We start from the raw sequence: 17,065 nt of genomic DNA on the forward strand, positions 1-17,065 counted from the left end.
CGGGAGGCCTGCGGCCTCCAGTCGTGATCTGAAGATACTCCAACAGCGGTGTGGCGCCGTTGGTGGAGAGGATCGTTGTTGGAGCGCTGGTCTCCATCGCGACTGGCGCCGCCAGGCGCCTCGGCGGCGGCTGCCGACGTTGGCAATAACCGCGACCATGGCAACACCGCCGGGAGTCCTTCGGCCTCCAGTCGCGATCTGAAGATGCTCCTACAGCGGCGTGGCGCCGTTGGGGGAAGGTATCATTCCTGCGTAGTGGCATGGCTGATCACAGAAATAAGTGAAGCGGCATAATTGTTATATCGCGCGAATGCCACTTGCCTCCTAGACTGGATAGGGCTGGCATCACACACCTGTCATCTCCTTGTTGTTGCGTTGTCATCCAGGTGAGTGATAAAGGCTGTGTTCCCCAAAGGGGGCGGGCAATGGATACTGCCGAGTGATGCGACACGGATGCGAGCGGGCACGGACGCCTGCCAGGGATAGGTTCGGCATCCCGAGGATGCCCAGGGAGGACATGCGCCACGGGCTTTCCCGTGGCGTTCTTTATATTGTCACACCATCATCTTGCCAACCGACTTCTTGTGCGCAATTCATATTGCCAGGTTCTATTGCTCCGATTCAGGCACGACTCGCTTCCAGCCACTACGACAGCGCTTCCCAGCCCGGAACAGCGTGGCGAATCCGCCGCGAAAAGGCCGGGTCGTCGTGGGCCTGATGCGCCCGTTCGACAATATTTCCCCGATCTACCAGTTCATTCAACGAGTGGCCCCGCCATAGACCACCCATCGCAAAGGCGTAATCGGGCAACCTGTCGGTGACCAGCATGCGGTAGTCCAGTGGCAGCCCAGCACCGATACGACGGGCCATGGCAAATACCAGGGTGCTGCAGTTGGCAAAGATCGTATTGTAGAAACGCGGACTCTCGCGCAGACGGTTGGCCTCATCGACGTAGGCGAGAATCAGTGAACGCATGGCGTGCCGTGGCATGGTGATACGAAATAGCCGCACCTGTTCACCACGCACGTTACTGCGCAGACGCACGGCATCGCGCTCGTCACTGGCCACGATTGCCAGCTCGTACTGGCGGAAGAAACCGCCGATTTCGGAGAAGCGCTCACCCCGCTGGCGCCGCACCTCAACAGAGAACACCACGAATTCATCCCCACCGAAGCCGAAGGAGACCATCACGTGGGCGATACCTGGCCGTCCCCAACTGGAAACGATCATGTCGACGGAGTCCAGCCGGTCGAGGTCATAATGACGACGTTCCCAGCAGACCTTCGCCTCGTCCCGGGTTCGCCAGTCGAAGTTGCGAACATGGTGCAAGGTCAGGCGATTGCCCTCGACCTCACCGGTAGCCATATGCACCACATCGTCGGCCCAGGGGCGATCATGCGATGGCCGCAGCCGGAACCACCATGTCATCAGCACCACCAGCAACAGCATCTGCCCGATCGGTGCCGACCAGTCGCGGCCCGCCGTCACGGACACCTCCAGCCCCAGCACGACCAGGCCAAGGGTCAGCAGGCCCCACAGACCCAAGGTGAACTGACGCCACGGCGAAGGCAGCGCGAGACGAAACCAAAGGGCTGCAAAACCCCAGAGCATGCCCAGCGTCAGCAGCGTGAAGAGCGCGATCCATACGATTGCCGGTGCCATTTCGGTCCATCTTGTTCAGGTAGTCGCACGTTAGCACGTTACACACTGAATGGAATTGCCACTGGTTTCAGGCGGGTGCCGATGTCCTGTTTACACCCTGGTCTTACACCCTGGTCTTACACCCTGGTCAACCAGGAGCGCAAAGGCTGCAGGTCATCACCCAACTCGCCGCGGGTCACGCGTCGGTATAACCGCTGCAGACGGGCGGTGAGGGAGTCGTCGGCGATCGGCTTGTGCGGCTTGGGTGCGCCGATTCTGCCGCCGATATGGCGTCCATCGAGTTCGCGCAGTGGCAGGATCTCGGCGGCGGTACCGGTGACGAAGGCCTCATCGGCGGTATAGAGCTCGTCGCGGGTGATACGGCGCTCGCGAACCTCGATGCCCAGCACCTCGCGGGCCAGCCGAATCACGCTGTCCCGGGTGATGCCCTGGAGGCAGGAGGTGATCTCGGGGGTGTGCAACACGCCGTCTCGTAGCAGGAAGACATTGGCTGCCGAGGCCTCAGCGACATAGCCTTCCGGGTCGAGCATGATCGTTTCGTCGAAACCGGCCTTCACTGCCGTATTGAGTGCCAGCATCGAGTTGACGTAGTGGCCGTTGGTCTTGGCACGGCAAAGGCTGATGTTGACGTGATGCCGGGCCCAGGAGGAGGTCAGTGCGCGCAGGCCAATGGAGGTGGCTTCCGGCGAGATGTAGTCACCCAGGTCCCAGGCCGCCACCATCACGTGGACCGTCAGCCCCTTGGCCCGCAGCCCCAGCCCCTCGGCACCGAAGTAGACCGTTGGCTTGAGGTAGGCATTGGCCAGGCCGTTGCGGGACAGGCACTGCCGCTGTGCCTCGATCAGGTCGTAATCGGTGAACGGCATTGCCATGTCCAGAGCATGGGCGCTGTCCAGCAGTCGCCGGGTGTGTTCGGCGACGCGGAACAGGTTGGTACCGCCAGGGCCCTGATAGGCACGCACTCCTTCGAAGCACCCCATGCCGTAGTGCAGGGTATGGGTCAGCAGATGGGTGCGGGCATCGCGCCAGGGCAGCCACTCGCCGTCATGCCAGAGCCAGCCGTCGCGGTCGTATAGGGGGGTCATAGCGGTGCCGCCTGTATCCAGCCTTCACGCCAACTGTCGATCAGCGCTCGCTGATGCGACTGCAGGGATTGGTAACCCCAGGCAGCAATCTCGTCGTTCTGGGGGTCGGGCACCGAAATTCGGCTGCCAGAGAGTATCTGGACCACGGCGTGACCGCACAGTGGCACGTAGCCTTCCGAGTAGCCTCCTTCATGGATCATCACCAGTCGATTGCCGCTGATGCGCGAGGCAAGCGCACACATCTGTTGCGTCATGGCGGCGAAGGCAGCGCTGTTGAGCAGCATTTTCCCCAGCGGGTCTTTGCCGCAGGCGTCATAGCCACAAGCCACCACGATCAGGTCCGGGGCGAAACCACCGATAGCCGGCAGCACCAGCTCCTGCATGGCATAGCGGTAGGCACCGATACCGGAACCCGGCGGCATCGGCAGATTGAGGTTTGCACCGTACCCGGCGCCCTCCCCCAACTCCTCGAAGAAGCCGGTATCGAGTGGATAGTTGCCGGCCTGATGAATCGATATCGTGAGTACGTCCGGGTCGTCGTAGAAGGCTGCCTGTTGACCGTTGCCGTGGTGCACGTCCCAATCAAGTATCGCCACACGCTGCACCTGGCCCAGGGCGCGGGCACGCATGACCGCAACCGGAATGTTGCCCAGTAGACAGAAACCACGGCCACGGTCGGCCTCGGCGTGATGCCCAGGGGGTCGACACAGTGCATAGGCATTGGTCAGCTCACCAGTCGCCACCGCTTCCACCGCAGCGATGGCCAGGCCCGCCGAGTGCCGCGCCGCCGCCAGGCTGCCCGGCATATAGGGGGCGGCTTCGCCGGCATCGCCGCCCTCGGCCTGGTCACCGGCCTCCAGCTCGTCGAGGTAACGTGCGGTATGGAACCGCGTCAGGTCCTCTCGGCAAGCCGCCGGCGGCTTGCGCACCTCGAGTTCATCGATCAGACCCGACACCTCGAGCAGGTTCTTCAGGCGGCGTTTGCTCTCGGGGCTCTCCGATGCCGGCTGAGGCTGCAGATACTCGCCCCGGGACGAGAAGACACCGATGGGCCCCGGGTCGTGCCAGAAGCAGCGCTCATGCCAGAAAAAACCCGTTCCTTTTCCTGCACTACTGCCTGCCCTCATGCCTTCGCCTCCAGTTGCTCCCAGACCTCGATGGCAGCGGCCAGGTCCTCGAGAGAAGCTCCCACCGACTTGAATACCGTGATTGCCTCCTCGGAGGAGCGCCCAGGCTGTTTGCCCAGCAGCAGCTCGGCCAGGTCGGCACGAATCTCGTCGAAGGAGAAGGCCCCTTCATCGATGGCCTGGTGGATATCGCCGGCTTCGCCCCTGGCACCGGCGAAGGTGTCGACGAAGACTTCGCCGCGGCGCAGGCACTCACCATCGGTTTCCCGCATGCTCGATCGGAAGGCGCCGATCAGATCGAGATGCGTGCCGGCGGCTAACCACTCGCCGCGTATCAACGGCTCCGTGGAGAGCGTCACGCAGCTGATAATATCCGCTTCGCGCGTCGCCGCTTCCAGGTCTATTACCGCTTCGGTATCGAAACGACCGCTATACACCGCTGCCAGCTTCCGCGCCTTCTCGGGGTTGCGACCCCAGATACGTACCCGCGTGATCGGCCTCACCGCGGCATGGGCCTCGATCACCATGGGCGCCAGCTTGCCGGTTCCCACCACCAGCAGGGATGAGGCCTCCTTCCGGGCCAGTTCCCGTGCGGCAAGGGCAGAGGCGGCAGCCGTGCGGCGGCGCGTCAGCTCACTGCCGTCCAGGCAGGCTAGCGGCCGTCCGTGGTCGCCTTCGCTGAGGAAATAGACCCCCGAGATGGCAGGCAGCCCATGGTCGGCGTTCTGGGGGAAGACATTGACCATCTTCACGCCGATATAGCCAGCACGCTCCCAGGCGGGCATCAGCAGCATGGTGGCTTCACCATCGGGCCGGTGCATGGCGTGATGGTGTCGGGGCGGCGACTCCACCCCAACACGAAAAGTGGTCGCCAGGCGCTCCACCAGCGCCGGCCAGGGGAGCGCAGCAGCAACTTCTTCAGCGGATACGATGCGCATCTCAGGCCTCCGGCAGCGCTGCCACCACCATGATCTCGACCTTCCACTCGGGCTTGGCCAGCTTGGCCTCCAGGGCCGCGCGCACCGGCGGCCGCCCCGGCACCACCCAGGCGTCCCAGGCAGCGTTCATCTGGTCGAATTCGGCCATACTGGTCACCCAGATCTGAGCCGAAAGCAAGTGCTCCTTGGAGGTACCAACCTGGGCAAGCAGTTCGTCGATGCGCGCCAGCACCTGCTCCGTCTGGCCTCGCATATCGACACTGGCGTCCTGGGGAACCTGGCCGGCCAGGTAGACGGTACCGTTGTGAACGGTGGCCTGGCTCATGCGTGTGTTGCTGTCGCGATAGCTGATGCTCATGTCACTTCTCTCTCTTGTCTATTCGATTCGTCATGCTAATGCGGGATATCGCAGGGGGGCGTCGTCTCAGTCGCCAGTGAAACCGGACAGGAAGGCGGCCAGATTAGCGCCCAGGTGCTCGGTGGGATAGCCCCCCTCTTGTACCAGCACCGTGGGCAGCGACAGTGCCGCGAGCCGCCGACCGATGGCAGTGAAATCCACGGTTTCCAGAGCCATGCCGGCCAGTGGATCGTCGCGGTGGGCGTCAAGCCCCAGCGCCACCACCAGCGCCTCGGGTCGAAATTCGTTCATCCGCCAGATCAGCTCATCCAGGGTGTCGAGAAAGACCCGGCCATCGCTGCCCAACGGCAGCGGCAGGTTGACGTTGGTGCCCAGCCCCTCGCCCATGCCCTCCTCGTTGGTCCCGCCCCAGAAGAAGGGGTAAAAGTCGGTGGGATCGACATGAAGCGACCCGGTCCAGACATCGCCACGGTAGTAGAAGATATCCTGGGTGCCGTTGCCATGATGGAGATCGACATCCAGGATGGCCACCCGCGAGAAGTGCTCGCGCAGCACGGTTGCGGCGAGTGCCGAATTGTTGAGGAAGCTGAAGCCACCGGCCCGATCCGGCCCGGCATGGTGACCAGGTGGCCGGCACAGCGCATAGGTGGTGCCATGACCACCCAATAACGCATCCGCAGCGGCCTGGGCTGTGGCAGCGCTGGCCAGGAGACCGGCAAAACTATCGCCACCGATCGGACAGGCCATGTCATGCAGATGCCAGCCTGCTTGTCCCACCGGGTGGCGCGGGTAGTGATGCCCTCCGCCGCAGGGATGAACGTTGGGCGACACCAGTTCCGAGGCACCGGGCAGTTCACGCCAGCGCCGATGAATGGTTTCGAGAAACGTCAGGTAACGTGGCGTGTGGATCTTGGCCAGTCGGCTTCGCAGCGTCGGGCTGTCGATCTCGACCGGGGCGGTCAGGGAGAACCCTATCGTTGCCAGACCACCGGCCAGGAGTTCGGCACGTTTCGGCCCCTCCGGTGACGGAGTCGGCTGGCCACGCACCAGAAAAGTCGTCGGCGCATGACGTTCTTGGTCGGGATGATAGAAAAACTTCATGGGATGGTTCCTTGCCTTGTGCACGCCTCAGTCGAACAGGCTGGCACGGAAGCCCGGCTACCACGGCCACCGACATTGAGGTCGCCGACACCCTCGACCCAAGGTCAAGAGTGCCGCAAGTCATCAGAAGCAGCAGGCGATGGGCATGGGATAGATATGGCTGACCCAGCTTGCGGGTATTGCGGTCGAGGCAGGCCATGACGGTTTCTTGGTGTCCGCTCGGTCGGTGTATCCCCTACACTACTCTGCCACGCGCTTCAGGGAAACCATCGCGCCAACTTTGATCGGACTCGCTCGCGAGCCGATTTTCAACGCCGTATGGCCAAGAGTAGATCAGCGTTAAGTCCGACAGGCTCCTAGACTCGCTGAAGCACGCAGTGATCCCGAGTGCTGGTGGAGGGGTAGCGCTGCCGAGAGACCAGTGCCGCCTCGACTCGGTTACGCACCTGCAACTTCTGCAACACATTAGTCATGTGGTGTTTGACCGTCTTTTCGGCCAGGCACAGTCGATCTGCAATCTCGCGATTGGTCAGCCCATCACCGAGTAGCTTGAGTATCTGCTCTTCCCGCTGGGTCAGTGCATCGAGGTCGATCTCGCGGCGGTGGCGCGAGCGCGTGGCATCCGCCAGCAGTTCCGCTGCCAGCGTCGGCGACACGAAGGCTTCGCCACGGGCGACACTGGCCAGAGCCCGGCGCAATTCGCGCGAGGTGACGCCCTTGAGGATATACCCTTTGACCCCGAGCTTCAGGGCCAGGTTGAGGTCACTTTCCTCCTCGGAGACGGTCAGCAGCACCACACGGGTCGCGGGGTAGTGTGCCAAGATGTCGGCAGCCGCGGCCAGGCCGCCGCCGCCGCCCATACTGATATCGAGCACGGCCAGGTCGGGGGCGTGGCGAGCAACGAGATCGACGGCCCCTGTCGCGTCCTCGGCCTCTCCCACCACCTCGAAGCCATGTGCCTCAGACAGAGAACGAGCAATGCCTTCGCGCATCAGTGGATGGTCGTCGGCCAGCACGATGCGAATCAGAGCCGTGTCCGTATCGAGCGAGTCTTCTGACCCGCTGGCATCGCACCTCGTTTCTCCCCACTCGAAGCGATGTGCGATGTGCTGTGTTGCGCCGATAATGACACTCATCGGATTCGCCTCTCTGTGAACAGATCCTGTAAGTGAAAGTATGCATTAGTTAACCGTCAACAAAGTTGATGCGAGTCAACTTCGAATGACTTGTCAAATCGCAACCAACCAGGACCGAGGGGCAGCACGGCGTGAACAAACGAAGAGAAATTCCCCTGGAGTGACCGATTCCCACCACTTTTCGCGGGAACTACGACGACGACTGATCGACCCGGCGAAGCACCGCGTGCTGGTCAGCCGGCTGGCCCAGCACCCTCCTGCCACGCTGCGCGACACGCCTATCCAACAGATCCGGTTTGCCTGACACCAAAGACCCGCCAGCAGGCGGGTCCATTCATTCAATGGCTGGTGGCGTGACGCTGCCACGCCGGCGTCGATCGGGGGCTGGGGGGCGAGATGGAAATCGCCGCTTCACTGTCCTTCGCCAGCGGATGGAAGAGTGCGTCGATGTAGGCGACCATGGCAGCAATTTCTGCCTCGTCGAGCACCGCTTCCCAGGCCGGCATCGAGGTCTCGGGCAAGCCCTGGCGAATCACCGCGGCCAACCGTGAGGGCGTCATGTGGCGCATCACCGTCGGGGCTGTCAGGTCGCGCGGGCGCGGCTCGAGGAAACTGCCGATCCAGTTGCGACCGCTGCCATCGGGAGCGTGACAGAAAGCGCAGTTGTCCTGGTAGAGCGTCTCACCCCGCACCACCTGCTCGCTGGCCCCCTCTGGCAGCGTCGGCGCCAGTTCATGCCGCAGGTAAGGGGAGGCACCGCTGATGGCATCGAGTGGCCCTGCCCCGGTGGGCGGGTTGCGATGGTCATAGCGCCCGCGCGGAAACGACACGGCGCGGGTCTCCCACACCGGCCCCGGATCGCGTACGACCCCGCTCTCATGGCAGGTAACGCAGCCGGACAAGAAGAGGCGCTTGCCACGCAACTCACGCTCGCTGAGCTCCTCCACCGGGGTATCCAGGGCCAACTCGCCACGGGCGAAGGGAAAAGCCACGGCGTAGCGCGCCTCGTGGTCAGGCCAGCCGTTGGCCTCGGTGTGGTAACGGGCATCGGAAGCCTCGCCCTGCATGAAGGTGGCGATCACGTAATCGACCACCGCCTCAACGCCTGCCTCCCCCATCACCTCGCCGAATGGCACCATGCCGGTGCCCGGCCGCCCATCGCGCACCGCCGTGACAAGTTGCTCGCGGCTAAGCGAACTCACCCACTCACCGGTGAGATCGCGGGGCGGAGGATCGAGGGTACGCGCCGCCACCGTCTCGCCGGTGCCAGAATAGGCGTGGCACTGATAGCAGTAGAAATCGTAGAGACGCTGGCCCTCATCAAGGCCCTCACCCGCCGCGGGGAGGGCCAGCAACAGCGTCAGAGCGGTGCTGACCCAAGCTAATGAACGGCGGCCGAAGCCGCCCTTGCGAAAGTGCATATTCACCTCACTGCAGGCCCACCAGTCTGGCGATGCCTCCATAGCTGCCGACCCACAGGGCATCCTGATCAGGCACCGTGGTAATCGAGAAGACCAGGTCGGAAAACAGCCCGTGCTCGGTGGTGAAGAGCTTGAGCGCTGCGTCCTTGCCATCGAGCCGCGCCAGGCCGTCACTGGTACCGATCCATAACCGATCCTCGGAATCACGGTGCAGCGCAAAGACATGGTTGGAGGGCAAGCCATCATGGGTGGTCAGGGTGGTCCATTGCTCGCCGTCGAAGTGCGAGAGACCGCCCCCCCAGGTGCCGGTCCACACCCCGCCCTCAGCGTCGAGCTCGAGGGCTACCACGTAGTTGGCGTTGTAAGCGACGTCGACTTCGGCAAAGCCCATCTCGTCCTTCTGGCGAGAGTGGTGGTCCGAGACCTGTGCCGGGTCGTCCATGAAGGTGATGGCATCGCGTACCAGTGCGTAGGGGGCGCCCAGTCCATCCTCGTGTTTCCAGCTCTCCCACTCGCCGTCACGCCAGGCGGCCAGTCCGCCTTCGGTGGCCATCCACACGGTACCGTCCTCGGCCGGCGCCAGGGCATAGACCCAATCGTTGGGTAGACCGCCATCACTATTGGCAACGGTATACAGGTCCCACTGCTCCGGCTGGTCGAGGCTTTCGACCCCACCACGCACGCGATTGATCCCGGACCAGGTGGCAATCCACAGATCACCCTGGCTATCCAGGGCGGCATCATAGACGAAAGCATCGCCCAGGCCGTCGGGCACGTTGTAGGTGTCCCAGGAGCCGTCCTCGGCGAGCAGCGAAATACCACCACCATAGGTGCCGACGGCGATCCGCCCCTCCAACTCACCGACATAGAAGATGCCGTTGGCGAGCAGGCCGTTGCGATTGTCGATCAGCTCATAATCCTCGGCGTGGCTATCGTAGCGAATCACCCCGCCGGATGTGCCCACCCACATGATGTGGCCGTCCTGGTGGATCGCCTTGACATTACGCTGACCCACGCGAAAGTGGGTGAATTGTGCGGGCAGCGGCGCCGCCTCGCTCTCCTGCGCCTGTGCCGCGGGCACAGTCACCGGTGACAGAACGCCAGCCCCCAGGGCCAACATTGCCACACCGCCGACCCACGCTACCTGATTGCTCTTCATTTCGCGGTTCCTGCTGTAAAGAATGAGAGGATCACTCGGCCTGCCCGAGGCGGGTGACCCCGCGTCGCGAGGCGGCCCAGATATCGCCGTCGGGGGTCTGGGCCAAGGCGTAGACATGACTGGCCAGCAGGCCGTCCCCGGTATCCAGGGTCTGCCAGGTCTCGCCGTCGAAACGGCTAACGCCACGGTTGGTACCAAACCAGTAGGCGCCATCCTCGGCCTGGAGGATGCTGTAGACCAGATCCCCGGCCAGGCCGTCCGCCGAGGTGTAATTGTACCAAGCCCCGTTCTCGTAGACCGAAACGCCACCGCCCCAGGTACCGGCCCAGATACGGTCTTCGGGGTCGGCGTGCATGGCGAAGATATAGTTGGGGTTGAAGGTTTCCTCGCCCCCCTCCAACACCGTCAAGTCGTGACGATCGCGAGTACCGAGCCCGGTGTTGGGGCTCACCGACAGACGACGGTGGTTGTCCGATCCCAGGCCGTCATCATGCGTCCAGTGCTCCCACGTCTCGCCATCGAACATGGAGACCCCGCCTTCGGTGCCGAACCAGACCCGCTCCTCGGAATCGATCGCCAGGCCATAGACCCATTCGTTGATCAATTCATCCAGGTAGGTGTGGAATGTCAGGGTATCGAGGTCGACCCGGTTCGCGCCCTCCCAGGTGCCGATCCAGAAGTCGCCATTAGGCTGCTCGTCAAAGACATATACCCAGTAGTCAGCCAGGCCGTGCATGGGAAAGAAGGTCTGCCACTCCCCATCGCGGTAGCGCGAGACACCCCCGGCGTTGGTGCCGAACCATTTGTAGCCGCGGCTGTCGATGCCGATGGCGAAGATATACTCGTTGGCCAGGCCATCGGCACGGGTGAAGGTATTGCGTACCTCATAGCCCGCCAGACCGATCTCCAGCAGGCCCGACGAGGTGCCTACCCAAAGCGTTTCGGCATCCGCCTCGACAGCCAGGGAGCGCACATAAACGTCATCTCCCACATTGAAGCTCTCGACCACCGTGTAAGGGGCAGCCTGAGCCTGCACTCCCGCACCCAGCATCAGCGCCAGGCCACCGAGGCCGCGCCATCCGCACACTCGCTGCAACATCACATCCTCCGCTACTGCCCACTTTGGGGCAGGCTGCTAATAGAAGCCCATGAAGGTCCGCAAAAAGGCAATCACATCAAGGATCTCTCGCTCGTTGAGCATGCCCTCGAAGGCAGGCATGCCGCCCTGCCCCTGGCTGATCACCGCAAAGAGCGCCGCATCGGGTTGCATCAGGGCATCGCCTTGCTGGAAGTTCGGCATTCCCGGCAACTCGCCGCGCCCATCCGGACCATGGCACTGGGTGCACTGCTCCTCGTAGAGACTGCGCCCCTCGTTGATATCCGCGGCCTCAGCGCTGCCGGTGGCAAGTAACAGCCCCAGCAGAGCACCACGCCAGAGCCGCCGGCGGCGGCGCCATTGAGAAATGTACATGGCCCTTCTCCTCACTGGTTGGCACCGGCACTCTCCGCCCACCGGGCGGCGGCCTGTGGGTCGGGCGCGAGACCCAGTTCTCCATCGGCATACGCCCGAGCGAGACGCTGTCGCGCCTCGCGGCTACCCAGTTCGGCGGCTCGCCGATACCACTCCAGCGCATCGGCCGGGTCCACCTCGAGCCCCAGACCACCACGCTCGTAGGCCGCCGCCATTGCCAGGTTGGCCCTTGCATGGTCGGCCTCGGCGGCACGGCGCATCCAGCGGCCGGCTTCGACAGGGTCGGCTGCGGTTCCCTCACCCGCCACGATTAGCGTGGCCAGGCCGACGGCCGCCTCGGTGTTGCCCGCCTCGGCCGCCTCGCGATACCAGCGCAGGGCCGGCTCATAGAGGCGCGATTGATCGAAAATATAGGCCAGGCGTACCTGAGCCAATGGGTCGCCCGCCTCCGCCACCGGCTGCAGAATCTGCATGGCTTGCACCACATCGCCGTCGGCGAACACCTGTAGCGCCCGCTCGACCGCCTCGCGCGGCGACTCCGCCATAGCCAGGGTGGCGCCAGTCATCGCCAGGGCCAACACACCGCCACGGCTCGCGCGGCGCAGAAGAGTACACCAGCGACTCTGTGTATCCATGGAATCACCTCACCGTATCATCATCGAGTGGCACGCTGTGGCACCGCTCGCAGGCGTAAGAGGAGAAGGCCACCCGATCATGGCAGGTGCCGCAGGAGCGACCCTCGAGAATATCATTCATATCGGCGCGATGGGCGCCCTGGCGCGGTTCGAAGAGGGCATCATGACAACTGTCGCAACCCAGCCACTCCGTGTGTACGGCGTGCGAGAAGCGCACGTAGGCCATCGCGCGCGTGCGCGGCATGATGATATCGAGATCGAGCCGCGTCATCACCGCGTCGTCGGCGAGCCCGGCTCGTGGCGTGATGCGCCCTTGGCGAATGGCCTCCACCCAGTCCACTTCGCCGAGGCGGGTACGCGGGAAGTCGGCCATCGCCTGGGCGGGGTGCTGCAACGCCTCGATCCCTGTCATGGAATGGTCGTAATGGTCAGCCAACTCGCCGGCGTGCCGCACCTCGCCCACCGATTGTGGCAGCTCGACACGCGCACCACGCTGCTCCTCGGGCGAATCCGCCGAGGTCAATGCCGTGCGGCACGCCGTGACCAGAACGGCGATAGCCAGCACGGCCAGCAGGCGGGCCGCGTTACTCCGAGGCCACGTAAGTACGGAAAACATACTCACTCACGTCAGCCATCTCCTGGTCACTGAGCACCAACCGCCAGCCCGGCATTTCGCGGCCACGTACACCATGCTTGACCGCTGCAAAGATCGCCGGGCGATTGAGAGCAGGCCGCACATCGGCTGCAGTAAAGTCGCGCGGCCTGGGGATGATGAAATAGGCGCGACGGCCATCCCCCTGCCCACTGGCGCCGTGGCACATCACGCAGTTGGCCGCATAGAGGCCGGCACCCCGGGCGACATTGCCGGTCAGCCCATCGGGCATCGGCACCTCCATGGGCACCGGGGCATAGCCACTGCGGTCGCGCGGGGTCAGCCCCAGGGCGGGATCGAGCGCATCACCGCCGGATGGCTCACCCATGAAGGCCGCGCGGATATAGTCGACGATGGACTCGATCGCCTCGCTGGAGAGCCGCCCCCCGAAACCGACCATCGCCGTGCTTGGCTTGCCGTGGGTGGCAATGGCAATCATGGCTTCCCGATTCATGCCTTCGGTGGCCACGCTGTCGGTAAAGTCCACCGGCGGCTGGTTGAAGCCCTGGCGCCCCCACAAGGCGCCAGTGCCGTCCTCACCATGGCACACTGAACAATTGCGTGCGTAGAGCTGTGCCGCCTCGCTATCCACCGGCGGGGGGCGCCGCGCTGCAGGAACCGTCTCACGACTGGATTCCCGGGGCATGGCCCCATGCGGATCGACACCCCCATGCGGCGCAACCACTTCCTCACCGATCAGGTCACGAATCGACAGCGCTCCCGACGACTGGGGAGCTCCCCTCCCGGTCGACACAACCTCATCGATCAGGTAATCCACCGCCGCCTCGATCTCGACCTGACTAAGGCGCCCGCTCCACCCGATCATCGCGGTTCCGGGCACCCCAGCGATGACAGCGCCCAGCATACGGTCACGATCGCCGTGGTAGTTCTCGGTGAAGGAGGAAGGAGGTGGGTTGAGTCCGAAGCGGGCGCCACTGCGCCCATCGCCCGACTCGCCATGGCAAACCGAGCAGTTCTTCATGTAGATGGTGCGGCCGTCAGGCCCCTCCTCGGCAAACGCCAGCGGCCCGGCAGCACTGAGCAGCAGGGTTATCATGCCGAATCGGCATGTCAAACGGGCAGGCTTCGTCAGACGGTGCAGCGAGAGTGAACAAGCAACAGAGCGGAGAACACTTTTCATGGCAAGACACAACCGAGGGTGGAGTCATCTCCACCTTATCAACGGCCAGTAAAGGTCACCACGGACCTTGGTCGTAACCGAACTCGCCGAATCAGCATCGCTTGTATGCCAGGGCCAGGGCCTCGAGTCGCGAACGGTCGCATAGCATGATTCGCCGCCCACGCGGCTCAATGCAGCCTAGCGACTCAAGACGCCGGAATTGCCGGCTGATGGTCTCCTGGGCCATGCCCAGATAGTCGGCAAGATCGCGTCGCGACATGGGCAACACGACACTGTCGACATCTTGGGTTGTCGCGGCCAGACGCCGGGTGATATCCAGCAATGCCGCCGCCAGGCGCTGCTCGGCACTCTGCCCCTGACGCATCCGCGCCTCAGCCAACTGGTGAACGAGCCCCCCCGCGAAATGGGTAAGCAGGCGCTGATAACCCTCAATCAGGCGACTGCCACCGGAGGCGAAGTGCCCCGCAGAAAGAACACAAAGCCGCACCGGCAACACGGCTGTCAGTCGGATTCCCGCGCCACCCTCACGGTAGGCGGTCAGATCAATCATCTCGCCGGGGTAGTGGAAGGCCAGCACACTGCCCCCCTCGCCCGGCGAGCCCAGGCTCACCTTGACCACCCCCGACACCAGCACCCCAATGGCCGGGGCATCGACGACGCTGACATCGAGCGCCTGCTTGATGGACAGGCAATGCAAGACGACCGACTCTGCCGCGCCCTCGCTGCACACGGTGGCCAGGTGACAGGTTCGACAAGAGGCGGCAGGCCTTTCTAGCGGGCTCAGCGAGTATCGCTCCGGGCGGCTATGCACTGGCATCTGTTGCTGACGCACGGGCTTTTTGGCCAAACCAGCCCAGGCCGATGCTGCTGTACTCATGACTCACTCTCCTGATAGCGGGACGCCAACCTTAGCGGGGCGCCAACCTCCCCCCAGTCACATTAACCCGCTGGTGAAGAGGCCGCATCGGCACAAATACCGAAATGCCACAGGACTGAAGTCGGATACAGAAAAAAAGGCACCGGCACAAGTGTCGAATTGTCGCAGGAGCGGAATCGGTGAAAAACTGCTGCCCTTTTCAGGGCGCCGGCTTGAACCGCGAAGGTCGCGACGCCAGCAACGCGGCCTCCAGGCGATTGCGTACCTGGAGCTTGTGCAGGATGCTGGTCATGTGGTGCTTGACTGTCTTTTCGGCAATCATCAACCGCTCGGCAATCTCGCGATTGGTCAGGCCGTCGCCGAGCAGCGCCAGGATCTCCGCCTCCCGGGGTGTCAGCGCCTCGAGGCCCTGCGCCGGCGTGGGTTCTGCGAGGTCCACCAACATGTGCGCAGCCAGGTCGGGCGATACATACGCCTCACCCGCGGCAGCAAGCCGAACGATATGCCGCAACTCTACTGCCGAGACGCCTTTTAGCACGTAGCTGCTCGCACCACGCCTGAAGGCCTCAAGCAGATCATCTTCATCTTCGGATGCGGTCAGCATTACCACACGGGTGGCGGGGCTGGCCGCATTGATCGCCTCGATCGCATCGAGCCCTCCGCCGCCCCCGCCTCTCATGCTGATATCGAGCAACACCACATCGGGCTGATGGTGACGCACGGCGACCACCGCCTCATCGCCACGCGCCGCCTGCGCCATCACTGTGAAACCGTGCTCGGCCCCCAGGGTGCGCGCCACGCTTTCACGCAGCAGCGGATGATCATCGGCGATCACCACACGAATCGGTGTTTCCATGCTCACTTGCCTCCTGGCAAAAGCCTCGGCAGGGTTGCCGTCACGCGGGTGCCCTGTCGCTCGCAACTGACACAACTGAAGGCGCCGCCAAGCAGTTGCACTCGGTCACGCATGCCCACCAGGCCCAGGCGCCCCGAGACGAGTGCTTCACCCACGCGAAATCCTGGCCCGGTGTCCGTGATCTTGAGGGTGACCTGATCGTCGCCGACCGAGATGTCGACCTCCTGTTCCGCCTCCCGGGCATGCTGAAAACCGTTCATCAACGCCTCCTGGGCGACCCGGTATAGCGTGATTTTCACCGACTGGGGAGCGTCGACGTCGTCACCGTGCTGCACGATCGACACCTTGCGCCCGGTCTTGCGGGCGTAGTCACGCACGGCCCGCTGCACCGTCTGCACCACCGAGGCCGTATCGACGGCCGAGAGGCGCAACTCCTTGCTCAGACTGCGCACGTCCTGGAGTGCAGACTGCGCAGCCACCCGCATCGCCGCGAGCTCCTCCGACAGAAATAGTCCGCAGCCTCCCCTCACCCGCTGGCGAGATGTGCATTGCTCCTGGATCTCATCCAGGCGTAGCAGCACCAGCGCCAGGTCCTGCCCCGCACCATCGTGCAAGTCGGCCGACAGGCGCTGCAGATAGTGCTCGTTGATGGCCATGGCATTGGCTCCGGCCTGTACCACCCGCCGATGCATGCGCCGATTCTGCCGAAGCAGGGCGCGCAGGCGCATGGAGTAGCGTGCCAGCTTGTCGCGTTGACGGCGCATGGTGCGGCTCGTTTCACGCACCATGCCGAACAGCAGCAGATAGACGAGCCCCCCCAGGCCGATCACCACCCCCCAGGTCTGTAGTCGCGCCGTCTGGGCAGTTGCCTCCAGGGGCGCCAACGAGAGGTAGAACTCACCCACCGCGTAGACCTCGCCACCTCGCTCCCGCCGTATCGGCACATAGACCTCCATCAGGCGATCGGCGATGTCACGTTCGAAGCGGTTCTCCGCCGCCTCCAGCTCACTGATGCTGCTCTGCACATCCCCGGCAAAGGCGCGGCGCAAGGTGTCATCGACCGGAAAGCGACTCCCGATCAACTGCGGCGTACTGCTGTAGACGATGGTACCGTCGCCCAGCCACACCTTAACCGCCGGCACGCTGTCGAGCACCGCCTCGTCGTGGAAATGCGCATCCAGCGCGGCGATCGCCTCGGCACCTTGCCAGCCCTGCCGTTCGAGCTTGCGCAGATGGGGCCCCATCAAGACCTGGATATAGGTCCCGCTCAGCTCAGTACTGCGGGTGACTGCCGCCGTCTCGATGCGCAGGGTCAACCAGGCGCCCAACACCAGCAAGGCGAACGACAGCAGCAGCAGACTCACCAGGCTGAAGCGCGCCGTCAGGCCAACGTTGCGCATCCGGCTCAGCGCATGTTCAATCCCGCCCATCACACTCCCCGCTGTT

At 63.8% G+C, this 17,065-nt stretch carries 18 protein-coding genes; 1 reads left to right on the forward strand and 17 read right to left on the reverse strand.

The features are described 5' to 3' along the window. Nucleotides 1–645: 645 nt before the first annotated feature. The 7 genes from DU490_RS12870 to DU490_RS12900 form a co-directional block, all read right to left on the reverse strand. Nucleotides 646–1,662 carry a DUF4105 domain-containing protein gene (locus DU490_RS12870; protein WP_114574694.1) on the reverse strand — a complete coding sequence of 339 codons (1,017 nt, stop codon included), beginning with the start codon at nucleotides 1,660–1,662 and terminating at the stop codon, nucleotides 646–648. 116 nt (nucleotides 1,663–1,778) lie between these two features. Further along, a complete protein-coding gene (locus DU490_RS12875; protein ID WP_114574695.1) occupies nucleotides 1,779–2,747 on the reverse strand; it encodes a branched-chain amino acid transaminase in 969 nt (322 codons plus the stop codon). Next, nucleotides 2,744–3,874: a class II histone deacetylase gene (locus DU490_RS12880; protein ID WP_114574696.1), complete on the reverse strand. Its 1,131-nt coding sequence runs from the start codon at nucleotides 3,872–3,874 to the stop codon at nucleotides 2,744–2,746. The genes DU490_RS12875 and DU490_RS12880 overlap by 4 nt, the downstream gene beginning before the upstream one ends. Further along, nucleotides 3,871–4,812 (reverse strand): ornithine cyclodeaminase family protein, encoded by a 942-nt coding sequence (locus DU490_RS12885; RefSeq protein ID WP_114574697.1) that lies wholly within the window; start codon nucleotides 4,810–4,812, stop codon nucleotides 3,871–3,873. The genes DU490_RS12880 and DU490_RS12885 overlap by 4 nt, the downstream gene beginning before the upstream one ends. A gap of 1 nt (nucleotide 4,813) precedes the next feature. Next, nucleotides 4,814–5,170, reverse strand: a complete 357-nt coding sequence (locus DU490_RS12890) for a RidA family protein (protein WP_114574698.1) — start codon at nucleotides 5,168–5,170, stop codon at nucleotides 4,814–4,816. Between the two features lie 66 nt (nucleotides 5,171–5,236). Then, on the reverse strand, nucleotides 5,237–6,271 hold the full coding sequence (locus DU490_RS12895; RefSeq protein WP_114574699.1) for a histone deacetylase family protein: 1,035 nt from the start codon (nucleotides 6,269–6,271) through the stop codon (nucleotides 5,237–5,239). A 356-nt stretch (nucleotides 6,272–6,627) separates the two neighbouring features. Next, nucleotides 6,628–7,407 (reverse strand): response regulator transcription factor, encoded by a 780-nt coding sequence (locus tag DU490_RS12900; RefSeq protein WP_114574700.1) that lies wholly within the window; start codon nucleotides 7,405–7,407, stop codon nucleotides 6,628–6,630. A gap of 160 nt (nucleotides 7,408–7,567) precedes the next feature. Between DU490_RS12900 and DU490_RS17235 the strand changes: the two genes are divergently transcribed. Next, nucleotides 7,568–7,711, forward strand: coding sequence for a hypothetical protein (locus DU490_RS17235; protein WP_181870039.1), 144 nt, complete (start codon nucleotides 7,568–7,570; stop codon nucleotides 7,709–7,711). Nucleotides 7,712–7,745: 34 nt separating this feature from the next. Here the strand turns inward: DU490_RS17235 and DU490_RS12905 are convergent, their stop codons facing one another. The 10 genes from DU490_RS12905 to DU490_RS12950 all read right to left on the reverse strand — a co-directional run bounded on the left by DU490_RS12905 (nucleotide 7,746) and on the right by DU490_RS12950 (nucleotide 17,049). Then, nucleotides 7,746–8,828 carry a c-type cytochrome gene (locus DU490_RS12905; protein ID WP_181870040.1) on the reverse strand — a complete coding sequence of 361 codons (1,083 nt, stop codon included), beginning with the start codon at nucleotides 8,826–8,828 and terminating at the stop codon, nucleotides 7,746–7,748. Nucleotides 8,829–8,835: 7 nt separating this feature from the next. Next, nucleotides 8,836–9,987 carry a two-component regulator propeller domain-containing protein gene (locus DU490_RS12910; RefSeq protein ID WP_181870041.1) on the reverse strand — a complete coding sequence of 384 codons (1,152 nt, stop codon included), beginning with the start codon at nucleotides 9,985–9,987 and terminating at the stop codon, nucleotides 8,836–8,838. Between the two features lie 31 nt (nucleotides 9,988–10,018). Then, the gene (locus tag DU490_RS12915) at nucleotides 10,019–11,086 is read right to left on the reverse strand and encodes a two-component regulator propeller domain-containing protein (RefSeq protein WP_114574703.1); all 1,068 of its coding nucleotides are present in this window, start codon (nucleotides 11,084–11,086) and stop codon (nucleotides 10,019–10,021) included. A gap of 36 nt (nucleotides 11,087–11,122) precedes the next feature. Beyond that, entirely contained in the window at nucleotides 11,123–11,458 is a 336-nt protein-coding gene (locus tag DU490_RS12920) for a cytochrome c (protein WP_114574704.1), read from the reverse strand. 11 nt (nucleotides 11,459–11,469) lie between these two features. Beyond that, nucleotides 11,470–12,093: a tetratricopeptide repeat protein gene (locus DU490_RS12925; protein WP_114574705.1), complete on the reverse strand. Its 624-nt coding sequence runs from the start codon at nucleotides 12,091–12,093 to the stop codon at nucleotides 11,470–11,472. Nucleotides 12,094–12,097: 4 nt separating this feature from the next. After that, complete coding sequence (locus DU490_RS12930; protein ID WP_114574706.1) at nucleotides 12,098–12,709, reverse strand: c(7)-type cytochrome triheme domain-containing protein; 612 nt, start codon at nucleotides 12,707–12,709, stop codon at nucleotides 12,098–12,100. After that, on the reverse strand, nucleotides 12,678–13,802 hold the full coding sequence (locus tag DU490_RS12935) for a c-type cytochrome (RefSeq protein WP_181870042.1): 1,125 nt from the start codon (nucleotides 13,800–13,802) through the stop codon (nucleotides 12,678–12,680). The genes DU490_RS12930 and DU490_RS12935 overlap by 32 nt, the downstream gene beginning before the upstream one ends. A gap of 175 nt (nucleotides 13,803–13,977) precedes the next feature. Beyond that, on the reverse strand, nucleotides 13,978–14,583 hold the full coding sequence (locus DU490_RS12940; protein WP_181870043.1) for a Crp/Fnr family transcriptional regulator: 606 nt from the start codon (nucleotides 14,581–14,583) through the stop codon (nucleotides 13,978–13,980). 379 nt (nucleotides 14,584–14,962) lie between these two features. After that, nucleotides 14,963–15,619, reverse strand: coding sequence for a response regulator transcription factor (locus DU490_RS12945; protein WP_114574709.1), 657 nt, complete (start codon nucleotides 15,617–15,619; stop codon nucleotides 14,963–14,965). 2 nt (nucleotides 15,620–15,621) lie between these two features. Further along, nucleotides 15,622–17,049, reverse strand: coding sequence for an ATP-binding protein (locus DU490_RS12950; RefSeq protein WP_114574710.1), 1,428 nt, complete (start codon nucleotides 17,047–17,049; stop codon nucleotides 15,622–15,624). Nucleotides 17,050–17,065 lie beyond the last annotated feature (16 nt).

Origin of the sequence: Halomonas sp. DQ26W, from assembly GCF_003339685.1 — a bacterium.
Lineage (GTDB): Bacteria > Pseudomonadota > Gammaproteobacteria > Pseudomonadales > Halomonadaceae > Halomonas.

What these genes read in the sequence shown, in the direction of transcription:
- DU490_RS12870 (WP_114574694.1), bottom strand. Translation starts at nt 1,662, where the DNA reads ATGGCACCGGCAATCGTATGGATCGCGCTCTTCACGCTGCTGACGCTG.
- DU490_RS12875 (WP_114574695.1), bottom strand. Translation starts at nt 2,747, where the DNA reads ATGACCCCCCTATACGACCGCGACGGCTGGCTCTGGCATGACGGCGAG.
- DU490_RS12880 (WP_114574696.1), bottom strand. Translation starts at nt 3,874, where the DNA reads ATGAGGGCAGGCAGTAGTGCAGGAAAAGGAACGGGTTTTTTCTGGCAT.
- DU490_RS12885 (WP_114574697.1), bottom strand. Translation starts at nt 4,812, where the DNA reads ATGCGCATCGTATCCGCTGAAGAAGTTGCTGCTGCGCTCCCCTGGCCG.
- DU490_RS12890 (WP_114574698.1), bottom strand. Translation starts at nt 5,170, where the DNA reads ATGAGCATCAGCTATCGCGACAGCAACACACGCATGAGCCAGGCCACC.
- DU490_RS12895 (WP_114574699.1), bottom strand. Translation starts at nt 6,271, where the DNA reads ATGAAGTTTTTCTATCATCCCGACCAAGAACGTCATGCGCCGACGACT.
- DU490_RS12900 (WP_114574700.1), bottom strand. Translation starts at nt 7,407, where the DNA reads ATGAGTGTCATTATCGGCGCAACACAGCACATCGCACATCGCTTCGAG.
- DU490_RS12905 (WP_181870040.1), bottom strand. Translation starts at nt 8,828, where the DNA reads ATGCACTTTCGCAAGGGCGGCTTCGGCCGCCGTTCATTAGCTTGGGTC.
- DU490_RS12910 (WP_181870041.1), bottom strand. Translation starts at nt 9,987, where the DNA reads ATGAAGAGCAATCAGGTAGCGTGGGTCGGCGGTGTGGCAATGTTGGCC.
- DU490_RS12915 (WP_114574703.1), bottom strand. Translation starts at nt 11,086, where the DNA reads ATGTTGCAGCGAGTGTGCGGATGGCGCGGCCTCGGTGGCCTGGCGCTG.
- DU490_RS12920 (WP_114574704.1), bottom strand. Translation starts at nt 11,458, where the DNA reads ATGTACATTTCTCAATGGCGCCGCCGCCGGCGGCTCTGGCGTGGTGCT.
- DU490_RS12925 (WP_114574705.1), bottom strand. Translation starts at nt 12,093, where the DNA reads ATGGATACACAGAGTCGCTGGTGTACTCTTCTGCGCCGCGCGAGCCGT.
- DU490_RS12930 (WP_114574706.1), bottom strand. Translation starts at nt 12,709, where the DNA reads ATGTTTTCCGTACTTACGTGGCCTCGGAGTAACGCGGCCCGCCTGCTG.
- DU490_RS12935 (WP_181870042.1), bottom strand. Translation starts at nt 13,802, where the DNA reads ATGATAACCCTGCTGCTCAGTGCTGCCGGGCCGCTGGCGTTTGCCGAG.
- DU490_RS12945 (WP_114574709.1), bottom strand. Translation starts at nt 15,619, where the DNA reads ATGGAAACACCGATTCGTGTGGTGATCGCCGATGATCATCCGCTGCTG.
- DU490_RS12950 (WP_114574710.1), bottom strand. Translation starts at nt 17,049, where the DNA reads ATGGGCGGGATTGAACATGCGCTGAGCCGGATGCGCAACGTTGGCCTG.